At 63.1% G+C, this 21,036-nt stretch carries 25 protein-coding genes and 1 tRNA gene; 22 read left to right on the forward strand and 4 right to left on the reverse strand.

The window, feature by feature from the left end:
- The first annotated feature begins 27 nt into the window (after positions 1–27).
- From galE to tatC, 10 genes are all read left to right on the forward strand, one after another.
- Positions 28–1,047, forward strand: a complete 1,020-nt coding sequence (gene galE, locus AB7E35_RS00520) for a UDP-glucose 4-epimerase GalE (protein ID WP_428161861.1) — start codon at positions 28–30, stop codon at positions 1,045–1,047.
- A 77-nt stretch (positions 1,048–1,124) separates the two neighbouring features.
- The gene (gene hisF, locus AB7E35_RS00525) at positions 1,125–1,904 is read left to right on the forward strand and encodes an imidazole glycerol phosphate synthase subunit HisF (protein ID WP_428161860.1); all 780 of its coding nucleotides are present in this window, start codon (positions 1,125–1,127) and stop codon (positions 1,902–1,904) included.
- 57 nt (positions 1,905–1,961) lie between these two features.
- On the forward strand, positions 1,962–2,351 hold the full coding sequence (gene hisI / locus AB7E35_RS00530; protein WP_428161859.1) for a phosphoribosyl-AMP cyclohydrolase: 390 nt from the start codon (positions 1,962–1,964) through the stop codon (positions 2,349–2,351).
- A 4-nt stretch (positions 2,352–2,355) separates the two neighbouring features.
- Positions 2,356–2,751, forward strand: coding sequence for a phosphoribosyl-ATP diphosphatase (locus AB7E35_RS00535; RefSeq protein ID WP_428161858.1), 396 nt, complete (start codon positions 2,356–2,358; stop codon positions 2,749–2,751).
- Complete coding sequence (locus AB7E35_RS00540) at positions 2,748–3,134, forward strand: DUF4870 family protein (protein WP_428161857.1); 387 nt, start codon at positions 2,748–2,750, stop codon at positions 3,132–3,134. The genes AB7E35_RS00535 and AB7E35_RS00540 overlap by 4 nt, the downstream gene beginning before the upstream one ends.
- Positions 3,127–4,173, forward strand: coding sequence for a patatin-like phospholipase family protein (locus AB7E35_RS00545; RefSeq protein ID WP_428161856.1), 1,047 nt, complete (start codon positions 3,127–3,129; stop codon positions 4,171–4,173). Before AB7E35_RS00540 ends, AB7E35_RS00545 begins: the two co-directional genes overlap by 8 nt.
- Positions 4,174–4,237: 64 nt before the next feature.
- Positions 4,238–4,597, forward strand: coding sequence for a histidine triad nucleotide-binding protein (locus AB7E35_RS00550; RefSeq protein ID WP_428161855.1), 360 nt, complete (start codon positions 4,238–4,240; stop codon positions 4,595–4,597).
- A gap of 97 nt (positions 4,598–4,694) precedes the next feature.
- Positions 4,695–4,943, forward strand: a complete 249-nt coding sequence (gene tatA, locus AB7E35_RS00555; RefSeq protein ID WP_428161854.1) for a Sec-independent protein translocase subunit TatA — start codon at positions 4,695–4,697, stop codon at positions 4,941–4,943.
- Between the two features lie 31 nt (positions 4,944–4,974).
- Positions 4,975–5,457, forward strand: coding sequence for a Sec-independent protein translocase protein TatB (gene tatB, locus AB7E35_RS00560; protein WP_428166885.1), 483 nt, complete (start codon positions 4,975–4,977; stop codon positions 5,455–5,457).
- Positions 5,458–5,522: 65 nt separating this feature from the next.
- Entirely contained in the window at positions 5,523–6,311 is a 789-nt protein-coding gene (gene tatC, locus AB7E35_RS00565) for a twin-arginine translocase subunit TatC (protein WP_428161852.1), read from the forward strand.
- A 74-nt stretch (positions 6,312–6,385) separates the two neighbouring features.
- Here the strand turns inward: tatC and AB7E35_RS00570 are convergent, their stop codons facing one another.
- Positions 6,386–7,525, reverse strand: a complete 1,140-nt coding sequence (locus AB7E35_RS00570) for a S1C family serine protease (protein WP_428161851.1) — start codon at positions 7,523–7,525, stop codon at positions 6,386–6,388.
- Positions 7,526–7,698: 173 nt separating this feature from the next.
- Between AB7E35_RS00570 and AB7E35_RS00575 the strand changes: the two genes are divergently transcribed.
- The gene (locus AB7E35_RS00575) at positions 7,699–8,451 is read left to right on the forward strand and encodes a Nif3-like dinuclear metal center hexameric protein (protein WP_428161850.1); all 753 of its coding nucleotides are present in this window, start codon (positions 7,699–7,701) and stop codon (positions 8,449–8,451) included.
- Positions 8,452–8,529: 78 nt separating this feature from the next.
- Positions 8,530–9,573 carry a 4-hydroxythreonine-4-phosphate dehydrogenase PdxA gene (gene pdxA / locus AB7E35_RS00580; RefSeq protein WP_428161849.1) on the forward strand — a complete coding sequence of 348 codons (1,044 nt, stop codon included), beginning with the start codon at positions 8,530–8,532 and terminating at the stop codon, positions 9,571–9,573.
- A 60-nt stretch (positions 9,574–9,633) separates the two neighbouring features.
- Here pdxA and mscL read toward each other — a convergent pair whose 3' ends face one another.
- Entirely contained in the window at positions 9,634–10,062 is a 429-nt protein-coding gene (gene mscL / locus AB7E35_RS00585; protein ID WP_428161848.1) for a large conductance mechanosensitive channel protein MscL, read from the reverse strand.
- Positions 10,063–10,196: 134 nt separating this feature from the next.
- Here mscL and petA point away from each other — a divergent pair, with 134 nt between their 5' ends.
- The 6 genes from petA (at position 10,197) to AB7E35_RS00615 (ending at position 14,404) form a co-directional block, all read left to right on the forward strand.
- The gene (gene petA / locus AB7E35_RS00590; protein ID WP_428161847.1) at positions 10,197–10,796 is read left to right on the forward strand and encodes a ubiquinol-cytochrome c reductase iron-sulfur subunit; all 600 of its coding nucleotides are present in this window, start codon (positions 10,197–10,199) and stop codon (positions 10,794–10,796) included.
- A gap of 15 nt (positions 10,797–10,811) precedes the next feature.
- The gene (locus AB7E35_RS00595; RefSeq protein ID WP_428161846.1) at positions 10,812–12,233 is read left to right on the forward strand and encodes a cytochrome b; all 1,422 of its coding nucleotides are present in this window, start codon (positions 10,812–10,814) and stop codon (positions 12,231–12,233) included.
- Positions 12,234–12,249: 16 nt separating this feature from the next.
- Positions 12,250–13,005, forward strand: a complete 756-nt coding sequence (locus AB7E35_RS00600; protein ID WP_428161845.1) for a cytochrome c1 — start codon at positions 12,250–12,252, stop codon at positions 13,003–13,005.
- Positions 13,006–13,101: 96 nt separating this feature from the next.
- The gene (locus AB7E35_RS00605) at positions 13,102–13,713 is read left to right on the forward strand and encodes a glutathione S-transferase N-terminal domain-containing protein (protein ID WP_428161844.1); all 612 of its coding nucleotides are present in this window, start codon (positions 13,102–13,104) and stop codon (positions 13,711–13,713) included.
- A gap of 35 nt (positions 13,714–13,748) precedes the next feature.
- A complete protein-coding gene (locus AB7E35_RS00610) occupies positions 13,749–14,249 on the forward strand; it encodes a ClpXP protease specificity-enhancing factor (protein WP_428161843.1) in 501 nt (166 codons plus the stop codon).
- A gap of 79 nt (positions 14,250–14,328) precedes the next feature.
- Positions 14,329–14,404, forward strand: a tRNA-Thr gene (locus AB7E35_RS00615).
- 131 nt (positions 14,405–14,535) lie between these two features.
- On the opposite strand, the gene AB7E35_RS00620 is transcribed toward AB7E35_RS00615, so the two are convergent.
- On the reverse strand, positions 14,536–14,841 hold the full coding sequence (locus AB7E35_RS00620) for a hypothetical protein (RefSeq protein ID WP_428161842.1): 306 nt from the start codon (positions 14,839–14,841) through the stop codon (positions 14,536–14,538).
- Between the two features lie 363 nt (positions 14,842–15,204).
- On the opposite strand from AB7E35_RS00620, the gene secA reads away from it, so the two are divergent.
- From secA to AB7E35_RS00640, 4 genes are all read left to right on the forward strand, one after another.
- Complete coding sequence (gene secA / locus AB7E35_RS00625) at positions 15,205–17,958, forward strand: preprotein translocase subunit SecA (RefSeq protein ID WP_428161841.1); 2,754 nt, start codon at positions 15,205–15,207, stop codon at positions 17,956–17,958.
- Positions 17,959–18,063: 105 nt separating this feature from the next.
- On the forward strand, positions 18,064–19,293 hold the full coding sequence (argJ, locus tag AB7E35_RS00630) for a bifunctional glutamate N-acetyltransferase/amino-acid acetyltransferase ArgJ (protein ID WP_428161840.1): 1,230 nt from the start codon (positions 18,064–18,066) through the stop codon (positions 19,291–19,293).
- 93 nt (positions 19,294–19,386) lie between these two features.
- Complete coding sequence (locus AB7E35_RS00635) at positions 19,387–20,265, forward strand: ATP-binding protein (protein ID WP_428161839.1); 879 nt, start codon at positions 19,387–19,389, stop codon at positions 20,263–20,265.
- Positions 20,262–20,708: an NUDIX domain-containing protein gene (locus AB7E35_RS00640; protein WP_428166886.1), complete on the forward strand. Its 447-nt coding sequence runs from the start codon at positions 20,262–20,264 to the stop codon at positions 20,706–20,708. The genes AB7E35_RS00635 and AB7E35_RS00640 overlap by 4 nt, the downstream gene beginning before the upstream one ends.
- An 80-nt stretch (positions 20,709–20,788) precedes the next feature.
- On the opposite strand, the gene AB7E35_RS00645 is transcribed toward AB7E35_RS00640, so the two are convergent.
- Positions 20,789–21,022, reverse strand: coding sequence for a DNA gyrase inhibitor YacG (locus tag AB7E35_RS00645; RefSeq protein ID WP_428166887.1), 234 nt, complete (start codon positions 21,020–21,022; stop codon positions 20,789–20,791).
- Between the last annotated feature and the right edge of the window lie 14 nt (positions 21,023–21,036).

Below are 21,036 nucleotides of genomic sequence, written 5' to 3' on the forward strand. Positions count from 1 at the left end.
CCGGCGCCTTTTCTGAAAGGTTCGTCAGTGATTCTTGTAACCGGCGGTGCTGGCTTCATCGGCTCTCACACCTGCGTGGCCCTGGCCGAGGCGGGCATTCCCTTTTTCATTCTTGACAATTTCAGCAACAGCCGCCGCAGCGTGCCGCAGCGGCTGGCGCGCATCACCGGCAAGCTGGTGGATTGCATCGAGGGCGATGTGCGCGATGAGGCAATGCTGCGCGGGCTGTTCGCATCGCGCCCCATCACAGGCGTGATCCACTTCGCGGCGCTCAAGGCCGTGGGCGAGTCGGTGCGAGAGCCCCTGCGCTATTACGACAACAACGTGGCCGGCACGGTGACGCTGCTGCGCGCCATGCAGTCGGCCGGCGTGCGCACGCTGGTGTTCTCGTCATCGGCCACGGTGTATGGCGAGCCGGCCAGCCTGCCCATTCGCGAAGACTTTCCGCTGTCGGCCACCAACCCCTATGGCCGCAGCAAGCTGATGATGGAGCAGGTGCTGGCCGACGTGGATCACGCCGAGCCCGGCCAGTGGCGCATAGCGCGCCTGCGCTACTTCAACCCCGTGGGCGCACACGAAAGCGGCCTGATCGGCGAAGACCCGCAGGACGTGCCCAACAACCTCATGCCCTACGTGGCCCAGGTGGCGGCCGGCCAGCGCGAGGCCCTGAGCATCTACGGCGACGACTACCCCACGCCCGACGGCACCGGCGTGCGCGACTACATCCACGTGTGCGACCTGGCCGATGGCCATGTGGCGGCGCTGCGCTATCTGCGCCAGCACCCGGGCCTGCTTACGGTGAACCTGGGCACCGGCCGGCCGGTGTCGGTGCGCGAGATGGTGCGCGGCTTCGAGCAGGCCAGCGGCCGCACCGTGCCCTGCAAGGTGGTGGCGCGCCGCCCCGGCGACGTTGCGGCCTGCTGGGCCGACCCCACACTGGCCGAGCGGCTGCTGGGCTGGCGCGCGCGGCGCGATGTGCAGGCCATGTGCCAGGATGCCTGGCGCTGGCAAAGCGACCAGGCCCTCAGTCTGCAAATGGGCGCCTGAGCGCATCGGCAGAAACCCGCAGCGGGCGTGGTACGCTGGGCCCCCTTGCCGCCGGGGGCGGCCTATTTGTCAAACACATGCTTGCCAAACGCATCATTCCTTGCCTTGACGTGACCGGCGGCCGCGTCGTCAAGGGCGTCAATTTCGTCGAACTGCGCGACGCCGGCGACCCGGTGGAGATCGCGGCGCGCTACAACGCCCAGGGCGCCGACGAGCTCACCTTTCTGGACATCACCGCCACCAGCGACGGGCGCGACCTGATCCTGCCCATCATCGAAGCCGTGGCCAGCCAGGTGTTCATTCCGCTTACCGTGGGCGGCGGCGTGCGCACCGTGGACGATGTGCGCCGCCTGCTCAACGCGGGCGGGGACAAGGTCAGCTTCAACTCAGCCGCCATCGCCAACCCGGATGTCATCAGCCAGGCGTCGGCCAAGTACGGCGCGCAGTGCATCGTCGTAGCCATTGACGCCAAGCGCCGCCAGGGCGCCGAGGTGGCCGAGCGCGGCGAGGGCTGGGACGTTTACAGCCACGGCGGGCGCACCAACACGGGGCTGGACGCCCTGCAATGGGCCGCCGAGATGGCCCGGCGCGGCGCTGGCGAGATTTTGCTGACCAGCATGGATCGCGACGGCACCAAAAGCGGCTTTGACCTGCAACTGACGCGCGCGGTGAGCGACGCAGTCAGCGTTCCGGTGATCGCATCGGGCGGCGTCGGCAATCTGGAGCACCTGGCCGACGGCGTGACGCTGGGTGGGGCAGATGCGGTGCTGGCCGCCAGCATCTTTCACTATGGCGAATTCACCGTGCAGCAGGCCAAAGAGCGCATGCGCGAGCGCGGCATTCCTGTGCGGCTATAGGTCGAATTGGCCTTGGGCGCTTGTCCAAACTGCGTTAGAAGCTACATATTCAATAGCATGAACTGGCTTGATCAAGTGAAATGGGATGCGCAAGGCCTGGTGCCGGTGATTGCGCAAGAGGCCGCCACGGGCGACGTGCTGATGTTCGCGTGGATGAACTGCGAGGCGCTGGCCAAGACGGCAGAATTGGGCCGCGCCGTGTACTACAGCCGCTCGCGCGGCAAGCTGTGGTTCAAGGGCGAAGAATCGGGTCATGTGCAGCAGGTGCACGAAATGCGCCTGGACTGCGACAGCGACGTGGTGCTGCTGAAAGTGACACAACTCGGCCACGAGCCGGGCATCGCCTGCCATACGGGTCGCCACAGCTGTTTCTTCAGTGTCTTGAAAGATGGCGTCTGGCAGGCCGTTGATCCGGTCTTGAAAGACCCCACGTCCATTTACCGATAACCGCATGACAGACCAGCCCATCATGACCAGTTCAGACTCCCTGGCACGCCTGGCGGCCGTCATCGAAAGCCGCAAGCCAGCCAGCGGCGGCAACCCGGATGCCAGCTACGTCGCGCGCCTGCTGCACAAGGGGCCCGACGCTTTCCTCAAGAAAATCGGCGAAGAAGCCACCGAGGTCGTCATGGCCGCCAAGGATGTGGATCATGGCGCCGACCGCGCCAAACTGGTCTATGAGGTAGCCGACCTGTGGTTCCATTCCATGATCGCGCTGGCCCACTACGGACTGGCGCCTGCCGACGTCATCGCCGAACTGGAGCGCCGCGCGGGCACTAGCGGCATCGAGGAAAAAGCCCTGCGCAAGTCTGAAAACCGTGCCCGTGAAGAAGGAGCGACCGGATGAGTAACGACATCATCGACATCGAACCTGACGAGCGCGCCGAGTCGCTCAAGACCGTCGGCTGGATCAGTTACATCTTGCACCTGGTGGTGGCCGTGGCGGCGGTGCTGCCGGGCGCGCAGCCCAGCGCGGGCCTGCTCGTCATTGCGCTGGTCATCGACCTGGTGAAGAAAAGCGACGCCCAAGGCACCTGGCAGGCCAGCCATTTCTCCTGGCGCATCCGCACCGTGATCTGGGCGGGTGTGCTGTACCTGGTGACGGCGCCGCTGTGGCTGGCGTTTTTGGTGCCTGGCTGGATTGCCTGGGGCCTGATCTCCATCTGGTTTCTCTACCGCATCGTTCGCGGCATGGTGTCCATGAACAAGGGGCAGGCTGTCGATGTCTGAAAAAGCATCCTTGCCGGCCCGACTCAACCTTGCGCTGCAGGGCGGGGGCTCGCATGGGGCGCTGACCTGGGGCGTGCTGGATGCACTGCTCGAAGACGGCAGGTTTGCCTTCGAAGGGGTCAGCGGCACCAGCGCCGGCGCCATGAACGCCGTGGCCCTGGCCCACGGCTTTGCCCAGGCCGCACGCGAACACAAAGACCCGCAGGATGCGCATCGGGCCGGCTGCGAGCTGGCGCGCGTCACGCTCACCCGCCTGTGGGAAGGCGTGGGCCACCTGGGTGGCCTGAGCTGGGGCATTCCGCTGCCCGGGGCGGCGCCGCTGATGGGCATGATGGCGCAGTGGCTGTCGCCCTATCAGACCAATCCACTGAACATCAACCCGCTGCGCGATCTGCTCGAGCGCGAGGTGGACTTTGAGGTCATCGCCGCCACCGCGCGCAGCCCGCAGTCTGGCAGCGTGCCCCAGGTGTTTGTGTGCGCCACCAACGTGCGCACCGGACGCGGCGAGATCTTTACCGGCAAGCGGCTCAGTGCAGACGCAGTGATGGCCTCGGCCTGCCTGCCGCTGCTGTTCAAGGCCGTGGAGATCAATGGCGAGCCGTACTGGGACGGGGGCTACTCCGGCAACCCGGCCCTGCACCCGCTGATCTACAAGACCGAATGTGTGGACGTGCTGCTGGTGCAGATCAACCCCATTGAGCACCAGGGGGTGCCCGACAGCGCCAACGAAATCATGGAGCGCATGAACGAGATCACGTTCAACGCGGCTCTGCTGTCCGAGTTGCGCGCCATCGAGTTCGTGCGCCGACTGCTGGCCGAGGGCAAGCTGGACGGGCGCCGCTACAAGAGCGTGCGCATGCACCGCATCGACGGCGGCACTGTGCTGGAGACGCTGGGCGCATCCAGCAAGATGCGCGCCGACCTGGCCTTTGTGCGCCGGCTTTTCGAGCTGGGGCGCGAGACCGGCCAGGGCTGGCTGAAGACGCATGGCGCCGATGTGGGCGTGCGCAGCACCATGAACATCGCCGACAATGCTTGAGCTCACAGAGCCGCGCCCGCCACAGGCGGGCAGTTATCGCGCCAACCCCCGTTGATGCCTTTTTATGCGCCACGATCCGAACTGTCTTTTCTGCAAGATCATTGACGGCCAGATTCCGTCCCGCAAGGTGTACGAGGACGAACATGTCTTCGCCTTCCATGACATCCATCCCTGGGCTCCCGTGCACTTTTTGCTGGTGCCCAAGCTGCATCTGCACTCGATGGCCGCGGTGCTGCCCGAGCACGCAGGCTTGATGGGCCACATGATGACCCTGGCCCCCCGGCTGGCGATGGAGCAGGGCTGCAACCCCTATCCGGATGGAGGTTTCCGCGTCATGGTAAACACCGGCACCGAGGGCGGCCAGGAAGTCCACCACCTGCACATGCATGTGATTGGGGGTCCGCGTCCCTGGCGCAAAGGTTGAACCGCAAGGCCTGCTGCGCCACAGTGCAGTTGCAAGGGATATGACAGGCCCGACATATCCGGCGTCTAAAATGGGTCGCATTCGTTAGGAGATATTCATGGGTTCGTTTTCCATTTGGCACTGGCTGATCGTGCTGCTGATCGTCGTCATGGTGTTCGGCACCAAGAAGCTCAAGAACATCGGCTCCGACCTGGGCGGCGCCGTCAAAGGCTTCAAGGACGGCATGAAGGACGGCGCCAGCAGCGATGACACTGCCGCCCCCAACGCCCCCGCTGGCCAGGTGACCAACACCAGCGCCACGGCCGACAAGACCACCATCGACGTCGAAGCCAAGCAAAAAAGCTGATGCGGCACCAGTCCTGGCCTGAGCGTTTGTCATGATCGACATTGGTTTGTCCAAAATGGCGCTGATCGGCGTCGTGGCACTCATCGTCATCGGCCCCGAGAAGCTGCCCCGCGTGGCGCGCACCGTGGGCGCCCTGCTGGGCAAAGCGCAGCGCTACGTGGCGGACGTCAAGGCCGAGGTCAACCGTTCCATGGAGCTCGATGAGCTGCGCAAGATGAAGGACACGGTGGAGAACGCCGCGCGCGAGGTGGAGCAGGGCATACAGACCAGCGCCAGCGACTTCCAAAAGGACATGGAGCAGAGCCTGGGCGCCTCAAGCGACAGCCCGGCGTTTGACTCCGGCGTCTCGGGCGGTTTGACCGGCGTGGTGCCGGCGTACCGCCACCCCGGCAAGAACTGGCGTCTCAAGCGTGCAGCGGTGCCGCAGTGGTACAAGGCGCGTGCCGGTGTGCGCACCAGGGCGCAATCGGGCGCGGCGCGCGTAGCGCGGTTTCGACCCAGAAAATTCCATTGATCCCATGACAAGGGCAGCACCCCGTGTGCTGCCCGCGCGGGTGCTACATCCGCCAGACTTCCGCCATGTCCGACACTCCCAACAAAGAAGACGAGCTCGCCGGTACTGAGCAGCCTTTCGTGCAGCACCTCATGGAGCTGCGCGACCGCCTGGTCAAGGCCATGCTGGCGGTGGGCGTCGTGGCCGGCTTGCTGTTCCTGTACCCCGGGCCGGGCCAACTGTATGACCTGCTGGCGGCCCCGCTGGTCACCCATTTGCCGCAGGGCGCAACCATGATCGCCACTTCAGTGATCTCGCCCTTCATGGTGCCTCTGAAGATCTTGCTGATGGCAGCCTTCATGATCGCGCTGCCCGTGGTTTTGTGGCAGGTGTGGGCCTTCATCGCGCCAGGGCTGTACTCGCATGAAAAGCGCCTGGTGCTGCCGCTGGTTGTCTCCAGCACTGTGCTGTTCTTCATCGGCGTGGCCTTTTGCTACTTTTTCGTGTTTGGCCAGGTGTTCAGCTTCATCCAGGGTTTTGCGCCCAAGAGCATCACTGCTGCGCCTGACATCGAGGCTTATCTCAGCTTCGTGATGACCATGTTCCTGGCCTTTGGCCTGGCCTTCGAGGTGCCTATCGCCGTGGTGGTGCTGGCGCGTCTGGGAGTGGTGAGCGTCGAAAAACTCAAGAATTTCCGCGGCTACTTCATCGTGGCGGCTTTCGTGATTGCCGCCATCGTCACGCCGCCGGATGTGGTCTCGCAGTTGGCGCTGGCCATTCCCATGTGCCTGCTGTACGAGGTCGGCATCTGGGCCGCGCAGATCTTCATTCGCCATACCAGGGCGCCCGAAGACACGCAGGAAACCACGACCTGACGATACTGCAAGAAAAAAGCTGCCAGCCCAGGTGAATCAAGCGCCGGCAGCTACGTTGTTCATAGCAATTTTGATCAACGGCGCTGCGCCATGCGCGGGCGGGTGCCGGCAACCACCGATACCTCCAGCCGCGTATCTGCGCGCTGCAGCTCAAAGCTGGCAGCCTCGCCTGGCCGGAGGCTGGCCACCGCGGTGAGCAGTTGCGACACATTGTTGGTGGGCTTGCCCGCCACGCTGACCACCACGTCGCCCGGGCGCACGCCAGCCTGCGCAGCGGGGCCGCCCTGTAGCACGCCGGTAATGATTACGCCTTGCGTGGCGCGCACGCCAAAAGTCAGGGCCAGCTCGGGTGACAGTTCGCTGGGCTCCACGCCGATCCAGCCGCGCGTGACCTGGCCGTCGCGCACGATGCCATCGAGCACCAGCTTGGCAGTGGACACCGGAATGGCAAAGCCGATGCCCATGCTGCCGCCCGAGCGCGAATAAATGGCCGTGTTGATGCCCATCAGGTTGCCGTTCACGTCCACCAGCGCGCCGCCCGAGTTGCCGGGGTTGATGGCGGCGTCGGTCTGAATGAAGTTTTCAAACGTGTTGATGCCCAGCTGGTTGCGCCCCAGCGCCGAGACGATGCCGCTGGTCACCGTCTGACCCACGCCGAAGGGGTTGCCGATGGCCAGCACCTGGTCGCCCACGGCCAGCTGGTCGGAGTCGCCCAGCACGATGACGGGCAGCTTGTCCAACTGCACCTTCAGCACGGCCAGGTCGGTCTCGGGGTCGGTGCCGATGATGGTGGCGCTGGCGCGCCGGCTGTCGGTGAGCGTGATCTCAATCTCATCGGCGCCCTCCACGACGTGGTTGTTGGTGAGGATGTAGCCGTCGGGGCTGATGATCACACCGCTGCCCAGGCCCGTCTGCGCCTGCGTGCCCTGGTCGCCGAAAAAGAACTGGAACCACGGATCATTGCTGCGCGGGTGGCGCACCGCCTTGCTGGTATTGATGCTCACCACGGCTGGTGCTGCCTTGCGCGCTGCTGCGCTGAAGCTGCCTGCGGCAGGCTGCGCCGAAGGAGAGGGCGGCGCCTCGATGAGCGCGATACCGGCGCTGCTTCGCGTGGCTCCGCGGCGCAGCCAGTCGGGTTGCAAAGTGGCGACGACGAAATACGCCGCGGCAAGTACGGTCACGGCTTGGGAAAACAACAACCAGTAGCGCTTCATGATGGGATGCAGTGACAGGTGAAGATGGTGCGGAGAAGGCGCGATTGTCGCGTTTTTGCGCATCTGCATGTGTCTGGCGCGGCCATGGCCGAAGCGGCGAGGGCGCAGTGTGGCTGTGGGGTGATGATGCCGGGACGGTGATCCGCAGGCTTGGCTTGGGCACAATCGCGGACATGAGCATTCAGCGACAAGAACTTCTGGCACGGTTTGACGCCCTGCTGCAGCCCGAGGGCTTCAAAGACTATGGCCCCAACGGCCTGCAGGTGGAAGGGCGCCCTGAGGTTGCACGCATCGTCAGCGGCGTCACGGCCAGTCGCGCACTGATCGACGCGGCCATCGAGGTGCAGGCAGACGCCATTTTTGTACATCACGGCCTGTTTTGGCGCGGCATGGACGCTCGCATCACCGGCTGGATGAAGCAGCGGCTGCAGCGCCTGCTGGCGCACGACATCAACCTGTTTGCCTACCATTTGCCACTGGATGCGCATGCCGAACTGGGCAACAACGCACAGCTGGGCCGCGTGCTGGGCTGGCATGTGGATCAGCGTTTTGGCGATCAGAGCCTGGGCTTTGCCGCGCCCGCCGCCTACGCCGGCGCAGCCGACCTGGCCGCGCACGTGCAGACCGTGCTGGGCCGCACCGCCACGCTGGTTGTGCCCGCGCAGGCGCGTCCCATCCGCCGCGTGGCATGGTGCACGGGCGGCGCTCAGGGTTTTTTTGAATCGGCCATCGCAGCAGGGGCCGATGCCTTCGTCACCGGCGAAATCTCCGAGCCCCAGGCTCATCTGGTGCGCGAGACGGGCGTGGCATTCATTGCCGCGGGTCACCACGCCACCGAGCGCTACGGCGCGCAGGCCGTCGCAGCGCATGTGGCGCAGCAGTTGGGGCTGGAGCATCAATTCATCGACATTGACAACCCGGCCTGATGTCTGATAATGCTATCATTAATGTAGCTGTTAGCGCTTGATCTGCATGGGTTTTAGGTCAATTCGACTCAAATTTTCATGAGCACACCACTGGCACTGGCCATCACCCAGGGCGACCCGGCCGGCATCGGTCCCGAGATCGTCGCCAAGGCGTTTCGGGATGCCCCGCATGACATGCGCGGCTGCTTCGTTGTGGGCGACGTGGCCACGCTGCGCCGCGCCGCGTCCTGCGTGGAGCGGCCGGGCCAGCCCAGTTTGCCGGTGGCGCGGCTGGATTCCCTGGCCGATCTGGCGCATGTGCCGCTGCGTTGCCTGCCCGTGTGGCAGTTGCCCGAGCTGGCGGGCGAGCCCGTGCCCTGGGGGCGGGTCAGCGCCGAGGCGGGTCGCGCGGCGGCGGCTTGCGTGGTCTGGGCGGCGCGTGCTGCGCTGCGCGGCAAAGTCGCGGGGCTGGTGACCGCGCCCTTGCACAAAGAGGCACTGGCTGCTGCGGGCGTTGCCTTCCCGGGACACACCGAGCTGCTGCAGGCCGAGGCAGCGCACCATGCCGGCGTGCCCTTGGCGCAGATGCCAGTGCGCATGATGCTGGCCAGCGACGAGCTGCGCACGGTGCTGGTCAGCATCCACGTTGCGCTACGCGACGCCATCGCCGCGGTGACGCAGGACAACGTACTGCAGACGCTGCACATTACGCAGGTGGCGCTTTCTCGAAGCCTGGGGCGACCGCCGCGTATTGCCGTGGCGGGTCTCAATCCGCACGCGGGCGAGGGCGGCCTTTTCGGGCGCGAGGAGATCGAGGCCATTGCGCCGGCCATCGCCCAGGCGCGCGCGCAGGGTATCGATGCCCACGGCCCCTACGCGCCCGACACCATCTTCATGCGTGCGCGCAACACGCCTCAGCGCGCCGGCGAGTTCGATGTGGTGGTGGCCATGTACCACGACCAGGGGCTGATCCCCGTGAAGTATCTGGGGGTGGATAAGGGTGTGAATGTCACGCTGGGACTGCCGCTGGTGCGCACCAGCCCGGATCACGGCACGGCCTTTGACATCGCGGGCCGCGGGGTGGCCGATGCGGCCAGCCTGATCGAAGCCGTGCGCATCGCCCGCAGGCTGGCGCCGGGCTGATTCGTAGCCAAACAAGCCACCCAGCGCCCGGGTGGGGCCGCCGGCGGCTCGGGCGCGAGATCAGCGCTTGAGGCTGTCGCGAATCTCGCGCAGCAGCTGGATGTCTTCTGGCGTGGCGGGCGGCGCTTCCGGCTCCGTCGGAGCCTGGCGCTTGAGGCGGTTGATCTGCTTGACCATCACGAAAATGATGAACGCCAAGATGATGAAGTTCACCGCCACGGTGATGAAACTGCCATAGGCAAGCACCGGCACGCCGGCCTTGCGCAGCGCATCCAGCGTCTGAGGCGTGTCGGGCGGCATGGAGCCGAGGACGAGGAACAGGTTGGAAAAATCGAGTTTGCCGAACACCAGACCGACGACCGGCATGATGAGGTCGCTGACCACCGAATCCACGATTTTGCCAAATGCGCCCCCGATGATCACGCCCACAGCCAGGTCGATGACATTTCCCTTGACCGCAAACTCCCGGAATTCTTTAGCAATGCTCATTTTTCGAATCCTTTGACGTGGGTAAAAACACTGAACGGTTGGCTAGCTTAATGGCTAGTGCCGCCTTGGAATAACCATTTGCACTCCGCTACAATTTGCGTTTGATTCCACAGCGAAGCATACCGAGGATTCCTATGAGTGAAACTCCGATCGACTCCAGCAAACGGACGTGGCTGATTGCGTCAGGTTGTGCCGGTGCGGTAGGCGGTGCGGCAGCCGTCGTTCCTTTTGTGAGTACCTTCCAACCCTCAGAGAAGGCAAAGGCAGCGGGAGCCGCCGTCGAGGTTGATGTCTCGACGCTCAATCCGGGCGAGAAAGTTGTCGTGGAGTGGCGGGGTAAGCCGGTGTGGATTGTCAAGCGCACCCCGGAACAGCTGGCCGAGCTCTCAGCGCTGGACGATCAACTGGCAGACCCGAAGTCGCTGCGCAACCCTGCTGAGTTCACTCCCGAGTACGCGCGCAATGAATGGCGCTCCATCAAGCCCGAGATACTGGTTGCCGTTGGTATTTGTACGCACCTTGGCTGCTCTCCGGTTGACAAGTTTGTTCAAGGCGCACAGCCCTCGTTGCCAGACGACTGGAAGGGTGGTTTTTTGTGTCCTTGTCACGGTTCCACCTTCGATATGGCGGGGCGTGTTTTCAAGAATAAACCCGCCCCGGACAACCTCGAGGTTCCACCGCACATGTACCTGTCGGAGACCAAGCTCCTGATTGGTGAAGATAAAAAAGCCTGAGGGAGGCACTGACAAATGGCTGCTTACCGCGAATTCAAGGAAGTTTCGCCCAACGCGTCGGCGGGTGCGAAGCTCACCAACTGGCTTGAAAACCGTTTTCCGACGGCGTTCGATGCCTACAAGGTGCATATGTCGGAGTATTACGCTCCGAAAAACTTCAACTTCTGGTACATCTTTGGTTCGCTAGCACTTTTGGTGCTGGTGATTCAGATCGTCACCGGCATTTTCCTTGTGATGCACTACAAGCCCGATGCTGCCAAGGCGTTTGAGTCGGTCGAGTACATCATGCGCGACGTGCCCTGGGGGTGGCTGATCCGCTACATGCACTCCACCGGAGCCTCGGCGTTCTTTGTAGTGGTCTATCTGCACATGTTTCGTGGTTTGCTCTATGGCTCCTACCGCAAGCCGCGCGAACTGGTTTGGGTGTTTGGTTGTGCCATCTTCCTGGTGCTGATGGCCGAAGCATTCATGGGCTATCTGCTGCCTTGGGGGCAGATGTCGTACTGGGGCGCACAGGTGATCGTGAACCTGTTTTCCGCTATTCCCTTCATCGGCCCCGATCTGGCCCTGTTGATTCGCGGTGATTATGTGGTGGGCGACGCAACTCTGAATCGATTTTTCAGCTTCCACGTGATCGCCGTTCCTTTGGTGCTGCTGGGCCTGGTAGTGGCGCATTTGCTGGCGCTGCACGATGTGGGCTCCAACAACCCTGACGGCATTGAGATCAAAGGCCCCGGCAAGCCGGTGGACGAGCGCGGCCACCCTTTGGACGGAGTGCCCTTCCATCCCTACTACACGGTGCACGATATCCTTGGTGTGGGCGTGTTCCTGTTCATTTTCTCGGCGGTCGTGTTCTTTGCTCCAGAACTGGGTGGCTACTTTCTCGAGTACAACAACTTCATTCCTGCCGACCCGCTGCAGACGCCAGCGCACATTGCGCCGGTTTGGTACTTCACGCCTTTCTATTCCATGTTGCGTGCCATCACCTCTGAAATGATGTATGTGCTCATTGCATGCGTGGTGCTGGGCGCCGGTCTGGCGATTTTCAAGGGGCGCTTGCCAGGCGTCATCAAGGGCGGTGTCGTGGTTGCGGCGGCTGTTGCCGTCGCACTGATGCTGGCCATTGACGCCAAGTTCTGGGGCGTGGTGGTGATGGGGGGCGCGGTGATCATCCTGTTTTTCCTGCCTTGGCTGGATCACAGTCCGGCGCGTTCGATTCGCTATCGCCCGAACTGGCACAAGTACATGTACGGCGTGTTTGTGATCGTATTCGTGGTTCTCGCTTACCTGGGCGTGCAACCACCTTCGCCGGTCGGCGAGCGTGTGTCGCAGGTGGGAACCTTGTTCTATTTCGGCTTCTTCCTGCTCATGCCTTGGTGGAGCCGCTTGGGTGAGCCCAAGCCCGTGCCTGACCGCGTGACCTTTGCCCCGCACTGAGCTGGAGATGACAACAATGAAAAAATTCATTCTCACCTTGGTCGCAACCCTGGGCCTGGCTGTCGGGGCACATGCTGCGGGTGGCGGCATGGCCTGGGACAAAGCGCCGGTCAACACAAGTGACACGGCGTCTTTGCAAAACGGCGCCAAGATCTTTGTCAACTACTGCTTGAATTGCCACTCGGCTGCGTTCATGCGCTTCAATCGGCTGAAAGACATCGGTCTTACCGACCAGCAGATCAAGGACAACCTGCTGTTCACCACCGACAAGGTGGGTGAAACCATGAAGTCTGCGATCGATCCCAAGCAGGCCAAAGCCTGGTTTGGCGCCAATCCGCCAGACCTGACGGTGATTGCGCGCTCGCGTGCCGGAGCAGGCGGAACGGGTGCCGACTACCTCTACACTTTCCTGCGCACTTTCTATCGGGACGATACCAAGGCAACCGGTTGGAACAATCTTGCGTTTCCCAACGTGGGCATGCCCCATGCACTGTGGCAGCTGCAGGGTGAGCGTCGCCCGATCTTCGAAAATGTCGAAAGCCACGGCCAGGTCACGCAAGTGCTGAAAGGCTGGGAGCAGGTGTCTGCTGGTAGCATGACCGCGCTGCAATACGACCAGGCTGTAGGTGATCTCGTGAACTACATGCAGTGGATGGGCGAGCCAGCGCAAAATACGCGGGTTCGCGTTGGTGTATGGGTATTGATTTTCCTGGGCGTATTCACCTTCATTGCGTGGAGGCTGAACGCCGCTTTCTGGAAAGACATCAAGTAAACGCTGAGGTCTTTGCCGCGCGATTTTTGCGCAGCCGAGCTTGTGCAGAGTGGGTGCTTCGGTTCCCACTCTTTTGATTTTTAGGAGCTGCTCACCATGATGGTGCTTTATTCGGGTACGACCTGTCCCTTTTCCCATCGTTGCCGTTTTGTCCTTTTTGAAAAGGGAATGGACTTCGAGATCCGCGATGTGGATCTGTACAACAAGCCCGAAGACATCAACGTGATGAATCCTTATGGGCAGGTGCCCATTCTGGTTGAGCGTGATCTGATCCTGTACGAGTCGAACATCATCAACGAGTACATCGACGAGCGTTTTCCACACCCTCAATTGATGCCAGGTGACCCGGTTGACCGTGCCCGTGTTCGTCTGTTTCTGCTGAACTTCGAGAAGGAATTGTTCGTTCATGTGAACATCCTGGAGTCACGCGCGACCAAGGGTAACGAAAAGGCGCTGGAGAAGGCTCGTGCTCACATTCGTGACCGCCTGACGCAACTGGCCCCTGTTTTCCTCAAGAACAAGTACATGCTGGGCGAAGGGTTCTCTATGCTCGATGTGGCGATTGCGCCCTTGCTCTGGCGCCTTGATTACTATGGCATTGAGCTGAGCAAGAATGCCGCGCCGCTGCTCAAGTACGCCGAGCGGATTTTTTCTCGCCCCGCCTACATCGAGGCGCTGACGCCTTCTGAGAAGGTCATGCGCAAGTAAGCACTGCAATCGGGCTCCCACATTTATCGCGCATGATGAACGCACAGGACTTTCCCTCAACCCGTCCCTATCTGATTCGGGCGCTGTACGAATGGTGTTCGGACAATGGGTTCACGCCTTACGTGGTCGTGCGCGTGAACGAATCCGTCAGGGTTCCTCGTGAGTACATCACCAACGGAGAAATCGTCCTGAACGTCAGTTACGACGCCACGAGTTCGTTGCAAATTGGCAACGATTTCATCGAATTCAAGGCGCGCTTTGGTGGCAAACCCTTCGACATCATCGTTCCTGTGGGTCGGGTTGCAGCCATCTATGCGCGAGAAAATGGGCAAGGCATGGCCTTCCCGATGGAAGAGGACGACTTGCACATCCCTGCGCCAACGCAGGCGGGCACGCCTGTCGCCGAAACTGAGCGCGCTACTGTGCAGTTGCAGTCCGTGGACAGCACTGGGGGTGGCGCTCCAGACCACGAGCCGCCCAATCCACCACCCGCAGCGGGTGGTGCGGGGCGCCCTCAACTCAAGCGCATCAAGTGATCTGGCTCAGGGAGCGTGATTCAAGAGGGTGCCTTGTAGCGGGCAGAGGCACATTTTTGGTGGATACAATAGCGACTTCGCCGGTTTAGCTCAGTTGGTAGAGCACCCGCCTTGTAAGCGGTAGGTCGTCAGTTCGAATCCGACAACCGGCACCAGAACACAAGCCGCACTGTGCAAAACAGTGCGGCTTTTTTTCGCCCTGAGGCTTTGCCGACTGCGGCTGTCAAAGCGCATCTGGCCGCAGTGCTGCGGGGGCGTTGAAGTGCGCAGCGCAGGGTATGCCAGCCTAACCTCGGCCCTGAACTTTCAAGCGTATCGAATGGACTTCCCAGCCTTTGCTGCGCAGGTGCGCCTGAAAGGCGGGCAGTAACTGCCGGATCTTGGCAGCTGCGGCAGTGCTGCGAACCAGCAGACACCAGCAAGAGCCCTCAATGGGACCGGCCTGTAGTGCGGGACGAAGCATCGGCGGAATCAGCGGCTCGATCGCCTGCAATCGCGCGCTGGATTCGCGCGTCAGCTCCATCAACCGGTGCAGAGTCGGTGACTCTTGTGTTGCCTGCTGTAGGGAGATGGCGTGGTGGCGGCGGTTCATGGTTTGGATTCTTGTTGGCATCGCGGGCGTGCCCGACAAGCCATTATTGCGGACGCAGCATTGGTGCAATACTGGGCCAACAATCGCCAAAGGCTGGTGGCGACACTTGCCTGGCATTTGGGGCCACTTGTGGGTGGACGTTCGCTCCTAGATCCTGGATTGTCGCAACGTTCGAACCGCCAGGCGGTGACTGCATCGGATGCGCTTGATGTCATGGTGCAAAGGTAGAATCTTGCGTTCGGGCCTGGCCGAGCTGCTTGCAAGCGCATGCAATTGCGGGGCAGGTCTTTCATCGGGACTTACTTCATTTAGGGATTCCGGTCGCTCTGCAGCCCCTGTGGCGCGCAGCGCGGTCCTGCTCGCATGGCCACCAACTTCCTCACCAAACTTTTCGGCAGTCGCAATGATCGGCTGCTCAAGCAATATCGCAAGACGGTTGCCCGCATCAATGCGATGGAACCCGAGTATGAAAAGCTGAGTGACGAGGCATTGCGCGGCAAGACGCAGGAGTTCAAGAACCGTGTTGCCCAGGGGGAGTCGCTGGATGCGCTGCTGCCCGAGGCTTTTGCCGTGGTGCGCGAAGGTTCCAAGCGCGTCATGAAGATGCGCCACTTCGACGTGCAGCTGATGGGCGGCATGGCGCTGCACTACGGCAAGATTGCCGAAATGCGCACGGGTGAGGGCAAGACGCTGACGGCTACGCTGCCGGTTTACCTGAATGCCCTGTCGGGCCAGGGCGTGCATGTGGTCACGGTGAACGACTACCTGGCCGGGCGCGATGCGCAGTGGATGGGCCGCCTTTACAACTTCCTGGGTCTGTCGGTAGGCATCAACCTGCCTCAGATGCCGCGCGAAGAAAAGCAGGCCGCCTACCAGTCCGATATCACCTACGGCACCAACAACGAATACGGTTTTGACTACCTGCGCGACAACATGGTGTACGACGCGCGCGAACGTGTTCAGCGCCGGCTGAACTACGCCATCGTGGACGAGGTGGACTCCATCCTCATCGACGAGGCGCGCACGCCGCTCATCATCAGCGGGCAGGCCGAAGACCACACGCACATGTACGTGGCCATGAACAAGGTCGTACCCCTGCTGGTGCGCCAGGAGGGCGAGGCCGACCCGCGCACAGGCGAGGGGGTGACCAAGCCGGGTGATTTCACGATTGATGAAAAGACCCACCAGGTGTTCCTGACCGAGCAGGGCCACGAGACTGCCGAGCGAGTGTTGCTCAGCCACGGCCTGATAGCCGAGGGCGCGTCGCTCTACGACCCGGCCAACATCACCCTGGTGCACCACCTGTATGCGGCGCTGCGGGCCAATCATCTCTATCACCGTGACCAGCACTACGTGGTGCAAAACGGCGAGATCGTCATCGTGGACGAGTTCACCGGCCGCCTGATGTCCGGACGCCGCTGGAGCGAAGGCCTGCACCAGGCCGTCGAGGCCAAGGAAGGCGTGCAGATCCAGGCCGAGAACCAGACGATGGCCTCGATCACTTTCCAGAACTACTTCCGCCTGTACAACAAGCTCGCAGGCATGACGGGCACGGCCGATACCGAGGCCTACGAGTTCCAGGAAATCTACGGTCTGGAAACCGTGGTGATCCCCCCCAACCGGCCTAGCAAGCGCGACGACCAGCTCGACCGCGTTTACAAAACCACACGTGAAAAGTACGAAGCCGCGATTGCCGACATCCGCGAATGCCATGAGCGCGGGCAGCCTGTGCTGGTGGGAACCACGTCCATCGAAAACTCCGAGCTCATCGCCCAGCTGCTGACCCAGGCAAACCTGCCCCACCAGGTGCTCAATGCCAAGCAGCATGCCCGCGAGGCCGACATCGTGGCCCAGGCGGGGCGCCCCGGCATGATCACCATTGCCACCAACATGGCCGGACGTGGCACCGACATCGTGCTGGGCGGCAATGTCGAAAAAGCAGTGGCGGCGCTGGAGGCGGACGAATCCCTGTCCGAGGCCGATCGCCTGGCCCGCGCCGAGCAGCTGCGCGCCCAGTGGAAGATTGACCACGAGAAAGTGACCGCACTGGGCGGGCTGCGCATCATCGCCACCGAGCGCCATGAGTCCCGCCGCATCGACAACCAGCTGCGTGGGCGCTCGGGCCGCCAGGGCGACCCGGGCTCTTCGCGCTTTTACCTGAGCCTGGACGACTCGCTGATGCGCATCTTCGCGGGCGACCGCGTCAAGGCCATCATGGACCGGCTCAAGATGCCCGACGGCGAGGCCATCGAAGCCGGCATCGTCACACGCAGCATCGAGTCGGCACAGCGCAAGGTCGAGGCGCGCAACTTCGACATCCGCAAGCAGCTGCTTGAATACGACGACGTGGCCAACGACCAGCGCAAGGTGATCTACCAGCAGCGCAACGAGATCCTGGACGCCGCTGACCTGTCCGCCCTGATCGACGCCATGCGCGACGACTGCCTGACGGATGTCGTGCGCCAATACGTGCCCGCTGAATCCGTCGAGGAGCAATGGGACTTGGCGGGACTGGAAGCTGCCCTGGCCAACGACTGGCAGGTGAGCCTGGCGTTGCAGCACGAGGTGGAAGGCTCCGACGCCATTACCGACGAGGAAATTCTCGAAAAAGTGCTGCAGGCCGCCCGCGACGCCTTCCAGGCGAAGGTGACCCAGGTGGGCGCCGAGAACTTCACGCAGTTCGAGCGCATGGTGCTGCTGCAGAGTGTTGACACCAACTGGCGCGACCACCTCTCCGCGCTCGACTATTTGCGCCAGGGCATCCACTTGCGCGGCTATGCGCAAAAGCAGCCCAAGCAGGAATACAAGCGCGAAGCCTTCGAGCTGTTCCGCCAGCTGCTGGACCAGGTCAAGAACGAGGTCACCCGCCTGATGATGACCGTGCAGGTGCAGTCCAGCGCCCAGCTGGACGAAGCAGCGCAGGCCATGGAAAGCCGCGGCGAGGGCATCAGCAACGTGACCTACACCTCGCCCACGGAAACCGGCGAGGTCCAGACCGTGGCCGATGCGAGTACTGCCGGACAGATGCCCGCCGCAGGCGTGCGCGTGGGCCGCAACGACCCCTGCCCGTGTGGCAGCGGCAAAAAGTACAAGCAGTGCCACGGCAAACTCTCGTGATGTAAAGCTCAACGGACACGGGCTGCGGCCCGTGTTTGCGTTCACGCGCACCTTTATTTGTCCTTCGCCCTTTTGCTTTTTTGACCTTTGCCTCAGGAGCAACCCATGCCCGTCAATCTGACTGCCCCCAATGCCCAGGACCTGCATGCCATCGCCGGTGTGCGCATCGGTGTCGCCGAGGCCGGCGTGCGCAAGGCCAACCGCAAGGATCTGACGGTCTTTCTGCTGGATGAGGGCGCAACGGTGGCCGGCGTGTTCACGCAAAACCGCTTCTGCGCCGCGCCGGTGCAGGTGTGCCGCGAGCATCTGGACGGCGGCCAGCCCATCCGCGCGCTGGTGGTCAACACCGGCAACGCCAATGCCGGCACCGGCGCCGACGGCCTGGCGCGCGCGCGCGCCACCTGCGATGCGCTGGCAGGTCATCTGGGGCTGGCCGCGCGCCAGGTGCTGCCGTTTTCCACTGGCGTCATCATGGAGCCGTTGCCGGTGGACCGCATCCAGGCAGGGCTGTCCGCCGCCATCGCCGATGCGCAGCCCGCCCACTGGGCGCGCGCCGCCGAGGGCATCATGACGACCGACACGCTGCCCAAGGCCTTCAGCGCCCAGTTGCGGATCGGCGGCGCCACGGTGTCGGTCACCGGTATCTCCAAGGGTGCAGGCATGATCCGCCCCAACATGGCGACCATGCTGGGCTTCATGGCCACCGATGCCTGCATCGCCCCTGAACTGCTGCGCCAGCTGGTGCGAGAGCTGGCAGATCAGTCCTTCAACCGCGTCACCATCGACGGCGACACCAGCACCAACGATTCGTTCGTGCTGATGGCCACGCACAAGGCACAGCACGCGCCCATCACCTCGCTGGACAGCGACGAGGGCCGCGCGCTCAAGGCGGCGCTGCTGGAGGTGGCGCAAAAGCTGGCGCAGGCCATCGTGCGTGACGGCGAAGGCGCCACCAAGTTCATCACCGTGCGCGTGGAAAGCGGCAAGACGGCTGAGGAATGCCGCCAGGTGGCCTACGCCATCGCCCACTCGCCGCTGGTCAAGACAGCCTTCTTTGCCAGCGACCCCAACCTGGGCCGCATCCTGGCGGCTGTGGGTTATGCGGGCATCGCCGATTTGGATCAGACGAAGATCGATCTGTATCTGGACGACGTGCACGTTGCCGTGCAGGGCGGGCGCAACCCGCAATACCGCGAGGAAGACGGCCAGCGCGTGATGAAGCAAAGCGAGATCACCGTGCGCGTGGTGCTCGGCCGTGGCGAGGCCGCTGACACGGTATGGACCTGCGACCTGAGCCACGACTACGTGACCATCAACGCGGACTACCGATCCTGACGTGGCCTGACCATTGTGATGGCTGCAGGTCACTGCCAGTTGCTTCTGATTTCATAGCTGTCAGCGCTTGCTGAACAAGCGCTAGAGACCAAAATGACTGATAAATTTGACCGGCTGATCGCACGTGCCGAACAGCTCATCGCCCGCATCGAATCCGTGCTGCCCCAGCCACTGGGCGCGCCTGACTGGGCTGCGGCCATCGCCTGGCGCTACCGCAAGCGCAGCAGCGGCCATGGCGTGCTGGAGCCGGTGCGCCACGTCGGCAGCATTGCATTGCACGACCTGAAAGAAATCGACGCGCAAAAAGACAAGATAGAGCGCAACACCCGGCAATTTGTGCAGGGCAAGCCCGCCAACAACGTGCTGCTGACCGGCGCGCGCGGCACGGGCAAGTCCTCGCTCATCAAGGCCTGCCTGAACAGCTACGCGCCGCAGGGCCTGCGCCTGATCGAGGTGGACAAGGCTGACCTGACCGACCTGCCCGACATCGTGGACGTGGTCTCGGGCCGGCCAGAGAAGTTCATCGTCTATTGCGACGACCTGAGCTTTGAGGACGGCGAGGGCGGCTACAAGGCGCTTAAATCCGTCCTGGACGGCTCGGTGGCCGCCAGCACGCCCAACGTGCTGGTCTATGCCACCAGCAACCGCCGCCACCTGCTGCCTGAGTACATGAAGGACAACCTGGGCTACACCCATACCGATGACGGCGAGGTGCACCCGGGCGAGGCGGTGGAAGAAAAAGTCTCGCTGTCCGAGCGCTTTGGCCTGTGGGTGAGCTTTTACCCCTTCAGCCAGGACGAATACCTGACCATCGTCGCGCAGTGGCTGTCCGCACTGGGCGTGCCCGCGCAGGCGATCGAGGCCGCGCGCCCGCAGGCGCTGGTGTGGGCGCTGGAGCGCGGCTCGCGCAGCGGCCGGGTGGCCTACCAGTTCGCCCGGGACTTTGCGGGCCGCCAGGGCGAGGCCGCATGAGCGGGGCTGTCGCCACAGCGCAGCGCAAGCACACCGAAGTCGCCGTGGGCATTTTGCTGCGCGACGACGGCGCCATGCTGCTGTCCACCCGCCCCGAGGGCAAGCCCTATGCGGGCTACTGGGAGTTTCCGGGCGGCAAGATCGAAGCCGGCGAGACGGTCGAGCAGGCGCTGCGCCGCGAACTGATCGAAGAGCTGGGCGTAACCATCGGGCCTGCCGAGGCCTGGAAGGTGACCGAGCACGACTACCCGCACGCGCTGGTGCGCCTGCACTGGTGCAAGGTGCGCCAGTGGAGCGGCGAATTCGAAATGCGCGAGGGCCAGACCATGGCCTGGCAGCACTGGCCGTTGCAGGTGCGCCCCGTGCTGCCAGGCGCTTATCCGGTGCTGCAATGGTTGGCCGAGGAGCGCGGCGAGGTGTTCGATGCCTCGGTGCTGGGGTAATGTTTTGCTATTAAATAAATAGCTGCTGGCGCTTGTTGTACAAGGGGTAGAGGCTGATTTGACCTGGCTGGTGGCCTGCGTCAGGGCTGGCGCTTGGGGTCACCAAACTCCGCATCTTCGGGCGGCGCTTCCGCAGGCATGCGGAAGTCCTCGGCTGCCCACGCGCCCAGGTCGATCTGCTTGCAGCGCTGACTGCAGAACGGGCGAAACCGGTTGTCCGCACTGAAGAGGCTGGGCCCGCCGCAGGTGGGGCAGGGCACCTGGCGCGCGGCGGGTGACGGCATGTGGCCGGGCTGGCGAGGATCCGAGGACATTGGTGGGCTGCCTC

Origin of the sequence: Diaphorobacter sp. (assembly GCF_050251835.1) — a bacterium.
Lineage (GTDB): Bacteria > Pseudomonadota > Gammaproteobacteria > Burkholderiales > Burkholderiaceae_C > JBFXIE01.

Excerpts from the sequence above, each read along its gene's own strand:
- AB7E35_RS00605 (WP_428161844.1), top strand. The coding sequence starts at position 13,102 with ATGATGGTGCTTTATTCGGGTACGACCTGTCCCTTTTCCCATCGTTGC.
- pdxA (WP_428161849.1), top strand. The coding sequence starts at position 8,530 with ATGAGCACACCACTGGCACTGGCCATCACCCAGGGCGACCCGGCCGGC.
- AB7E35_RS00640 (WP_428166886.1), top strand. The coding sequence starts at position 20,262 with ATGAGCGGGGCTGTCGCCACAGCGCAGCGCAAGCACACCGAAGTCGCC.
- secA (WP_428161841.1), top strand. The coding sequence starts at position 15,205 with ATGGCCACCAACTTCCTCACCAAACTTTTCGGCAGTCGCAATGATCGG.
- AB7E35_RS00535 (WP_428161858.1), top strand. The coding sequence starts at position 2,356 with ATGACAGACCAGCCCATCATGACCAGTTCAGACTCCCTGGCACGCCTG.
- AB7E35_RS00550 (WP_428161855.1), top strand. The coding sequence starts at position 4,238 with ATGCGCCACGATCCGAACTGTCTTTTCTGCAAGATCATTGACGGCCAG.
- AB7E35_RS00600 (WP_428161845.1), top strand. The coding sequence starts at position 12,250 with ATGAAAAAATTCATTCTCACCTTGGTCGCAACCCTGGGCCTGGCTGTC.
- tatA (WP_428161854.1), top strand. The coding sequence starts at position 4,695 with ATGGGTTCGTTTTCCATTTGGCACTGGCTGATCGTGCTGCTGATCGTC.
- tatC (WP_428161852.1), top strand. The coding sequence starts at position 5,523 with ATGTCCGACACTCCCAACAAAGAAGACGAGCTCGCCGGTACTGAGCAG.
- AB7E35_RS00540 (WP_428161857.1), top strand. The coding sequence starts at position 2,748 with ATGAGTAACGACATCATCGACATCGAACCTGACGAGCGCGCCGAGTCG.
- AB7E35_RS00595 (WP_428161846.1), top strand. The coding sequence starts at position 10,812 with ATGGCTGCTTACCGCGAATTCAAGGAAGTTTCGCCCAACGCGTCGGCG.
- AB7E35_RS00545 (WP_428161856.1), top strand. The coding sequence starts at position 3,127 with ATGTCTGAAAAAGCATCCTTGCCGGCCCGACTCAACCTTGCGCTGCAG.
- hisI (WP_428161859.1), top strand. The coding sequence starts at position 1,962 with ATGAACTGGCTTGATCAAGTGAAATGGGATGCGCAAGGCCTGGTGCCG.
- tatB (WP_428166885.1), top strand. The coding sequence starts at position 4,975 with ATGATCGACATTGGTTTGTCCAAAATGGCGCTGATCGGCGTCGTGGCA.
- AB7E35_RS00575 (WP_428161850.1), top strand. The coding sequence starts at position 7,699 with ATGAGCATTCAGCGACAAGAACTTCTGGCACGGTTTGACGCCCTGCTG.
- AB7E35_RS00610 (WP_428161843.1), top strand. The coding sequence starts at position 13,749 with ATGAACGCACAGGACTTTCCCTCAACCCGTCCCTATCTGATTCGGGCG.
- argJ (WP_428161840.1), top strand. The coding sequence starts at position 18,064 with ATGCCCGTCAATCTGACTGCCCCCAATGCCCAGGACCTGCATGCCATC.
- hisF (WP_428161860.1), top strand. The coding sequence starts at position 1,125 with ATGCTTGCCAAACGCATCATTCCTTGCCTTGACGTGACCGGCGGCCGC.
- petA (WP_428161847.1), top strand. The coding sequence starts at position 10,197 with ATGAGTGAAACTCCGATCGACTCCAGCAAACGGACGTGGCTGATTGCG.
- AB7E35_RS00635 (WP_428161839.1), top strand. The coding sequence starts at position 19,387 with ATGACTGATAAATTTGACCGGCTGATCGCACGTGCCGAACAGCTCATC.
- mscL (WP_428161848.1), bottom strand. The coding sequence starts at position 10,062 with ATGAGCATTGCTAAAGAATTCCGGGAGTTTGCGGTCAAGGGAAATGTC.
- AB7E35_RS00620 (WP_428161842.1), bottom strand. The coding sequence starts at position 14,841 with ATGAACCGCCGCCACCACGCCATCTCCCTACAGCAGGCAACACAAGAG.
- AB7E35_RS00570 (WP_428161851.1), bottom strand. The coding sequence starts at position 7,525 with ATGAAGCGCTACTGGTTGTTGTTTTCCCAAGCCGTGACCGTACTTGCC.
- AB7E35_RS00645 (WP_428166887.1), bottom strand. The coding sequence starts at position 21,022 with ATGTCCTCGGATCCTCGCCAGCCCGGCCACATGCCGTCACCCGCCGCG.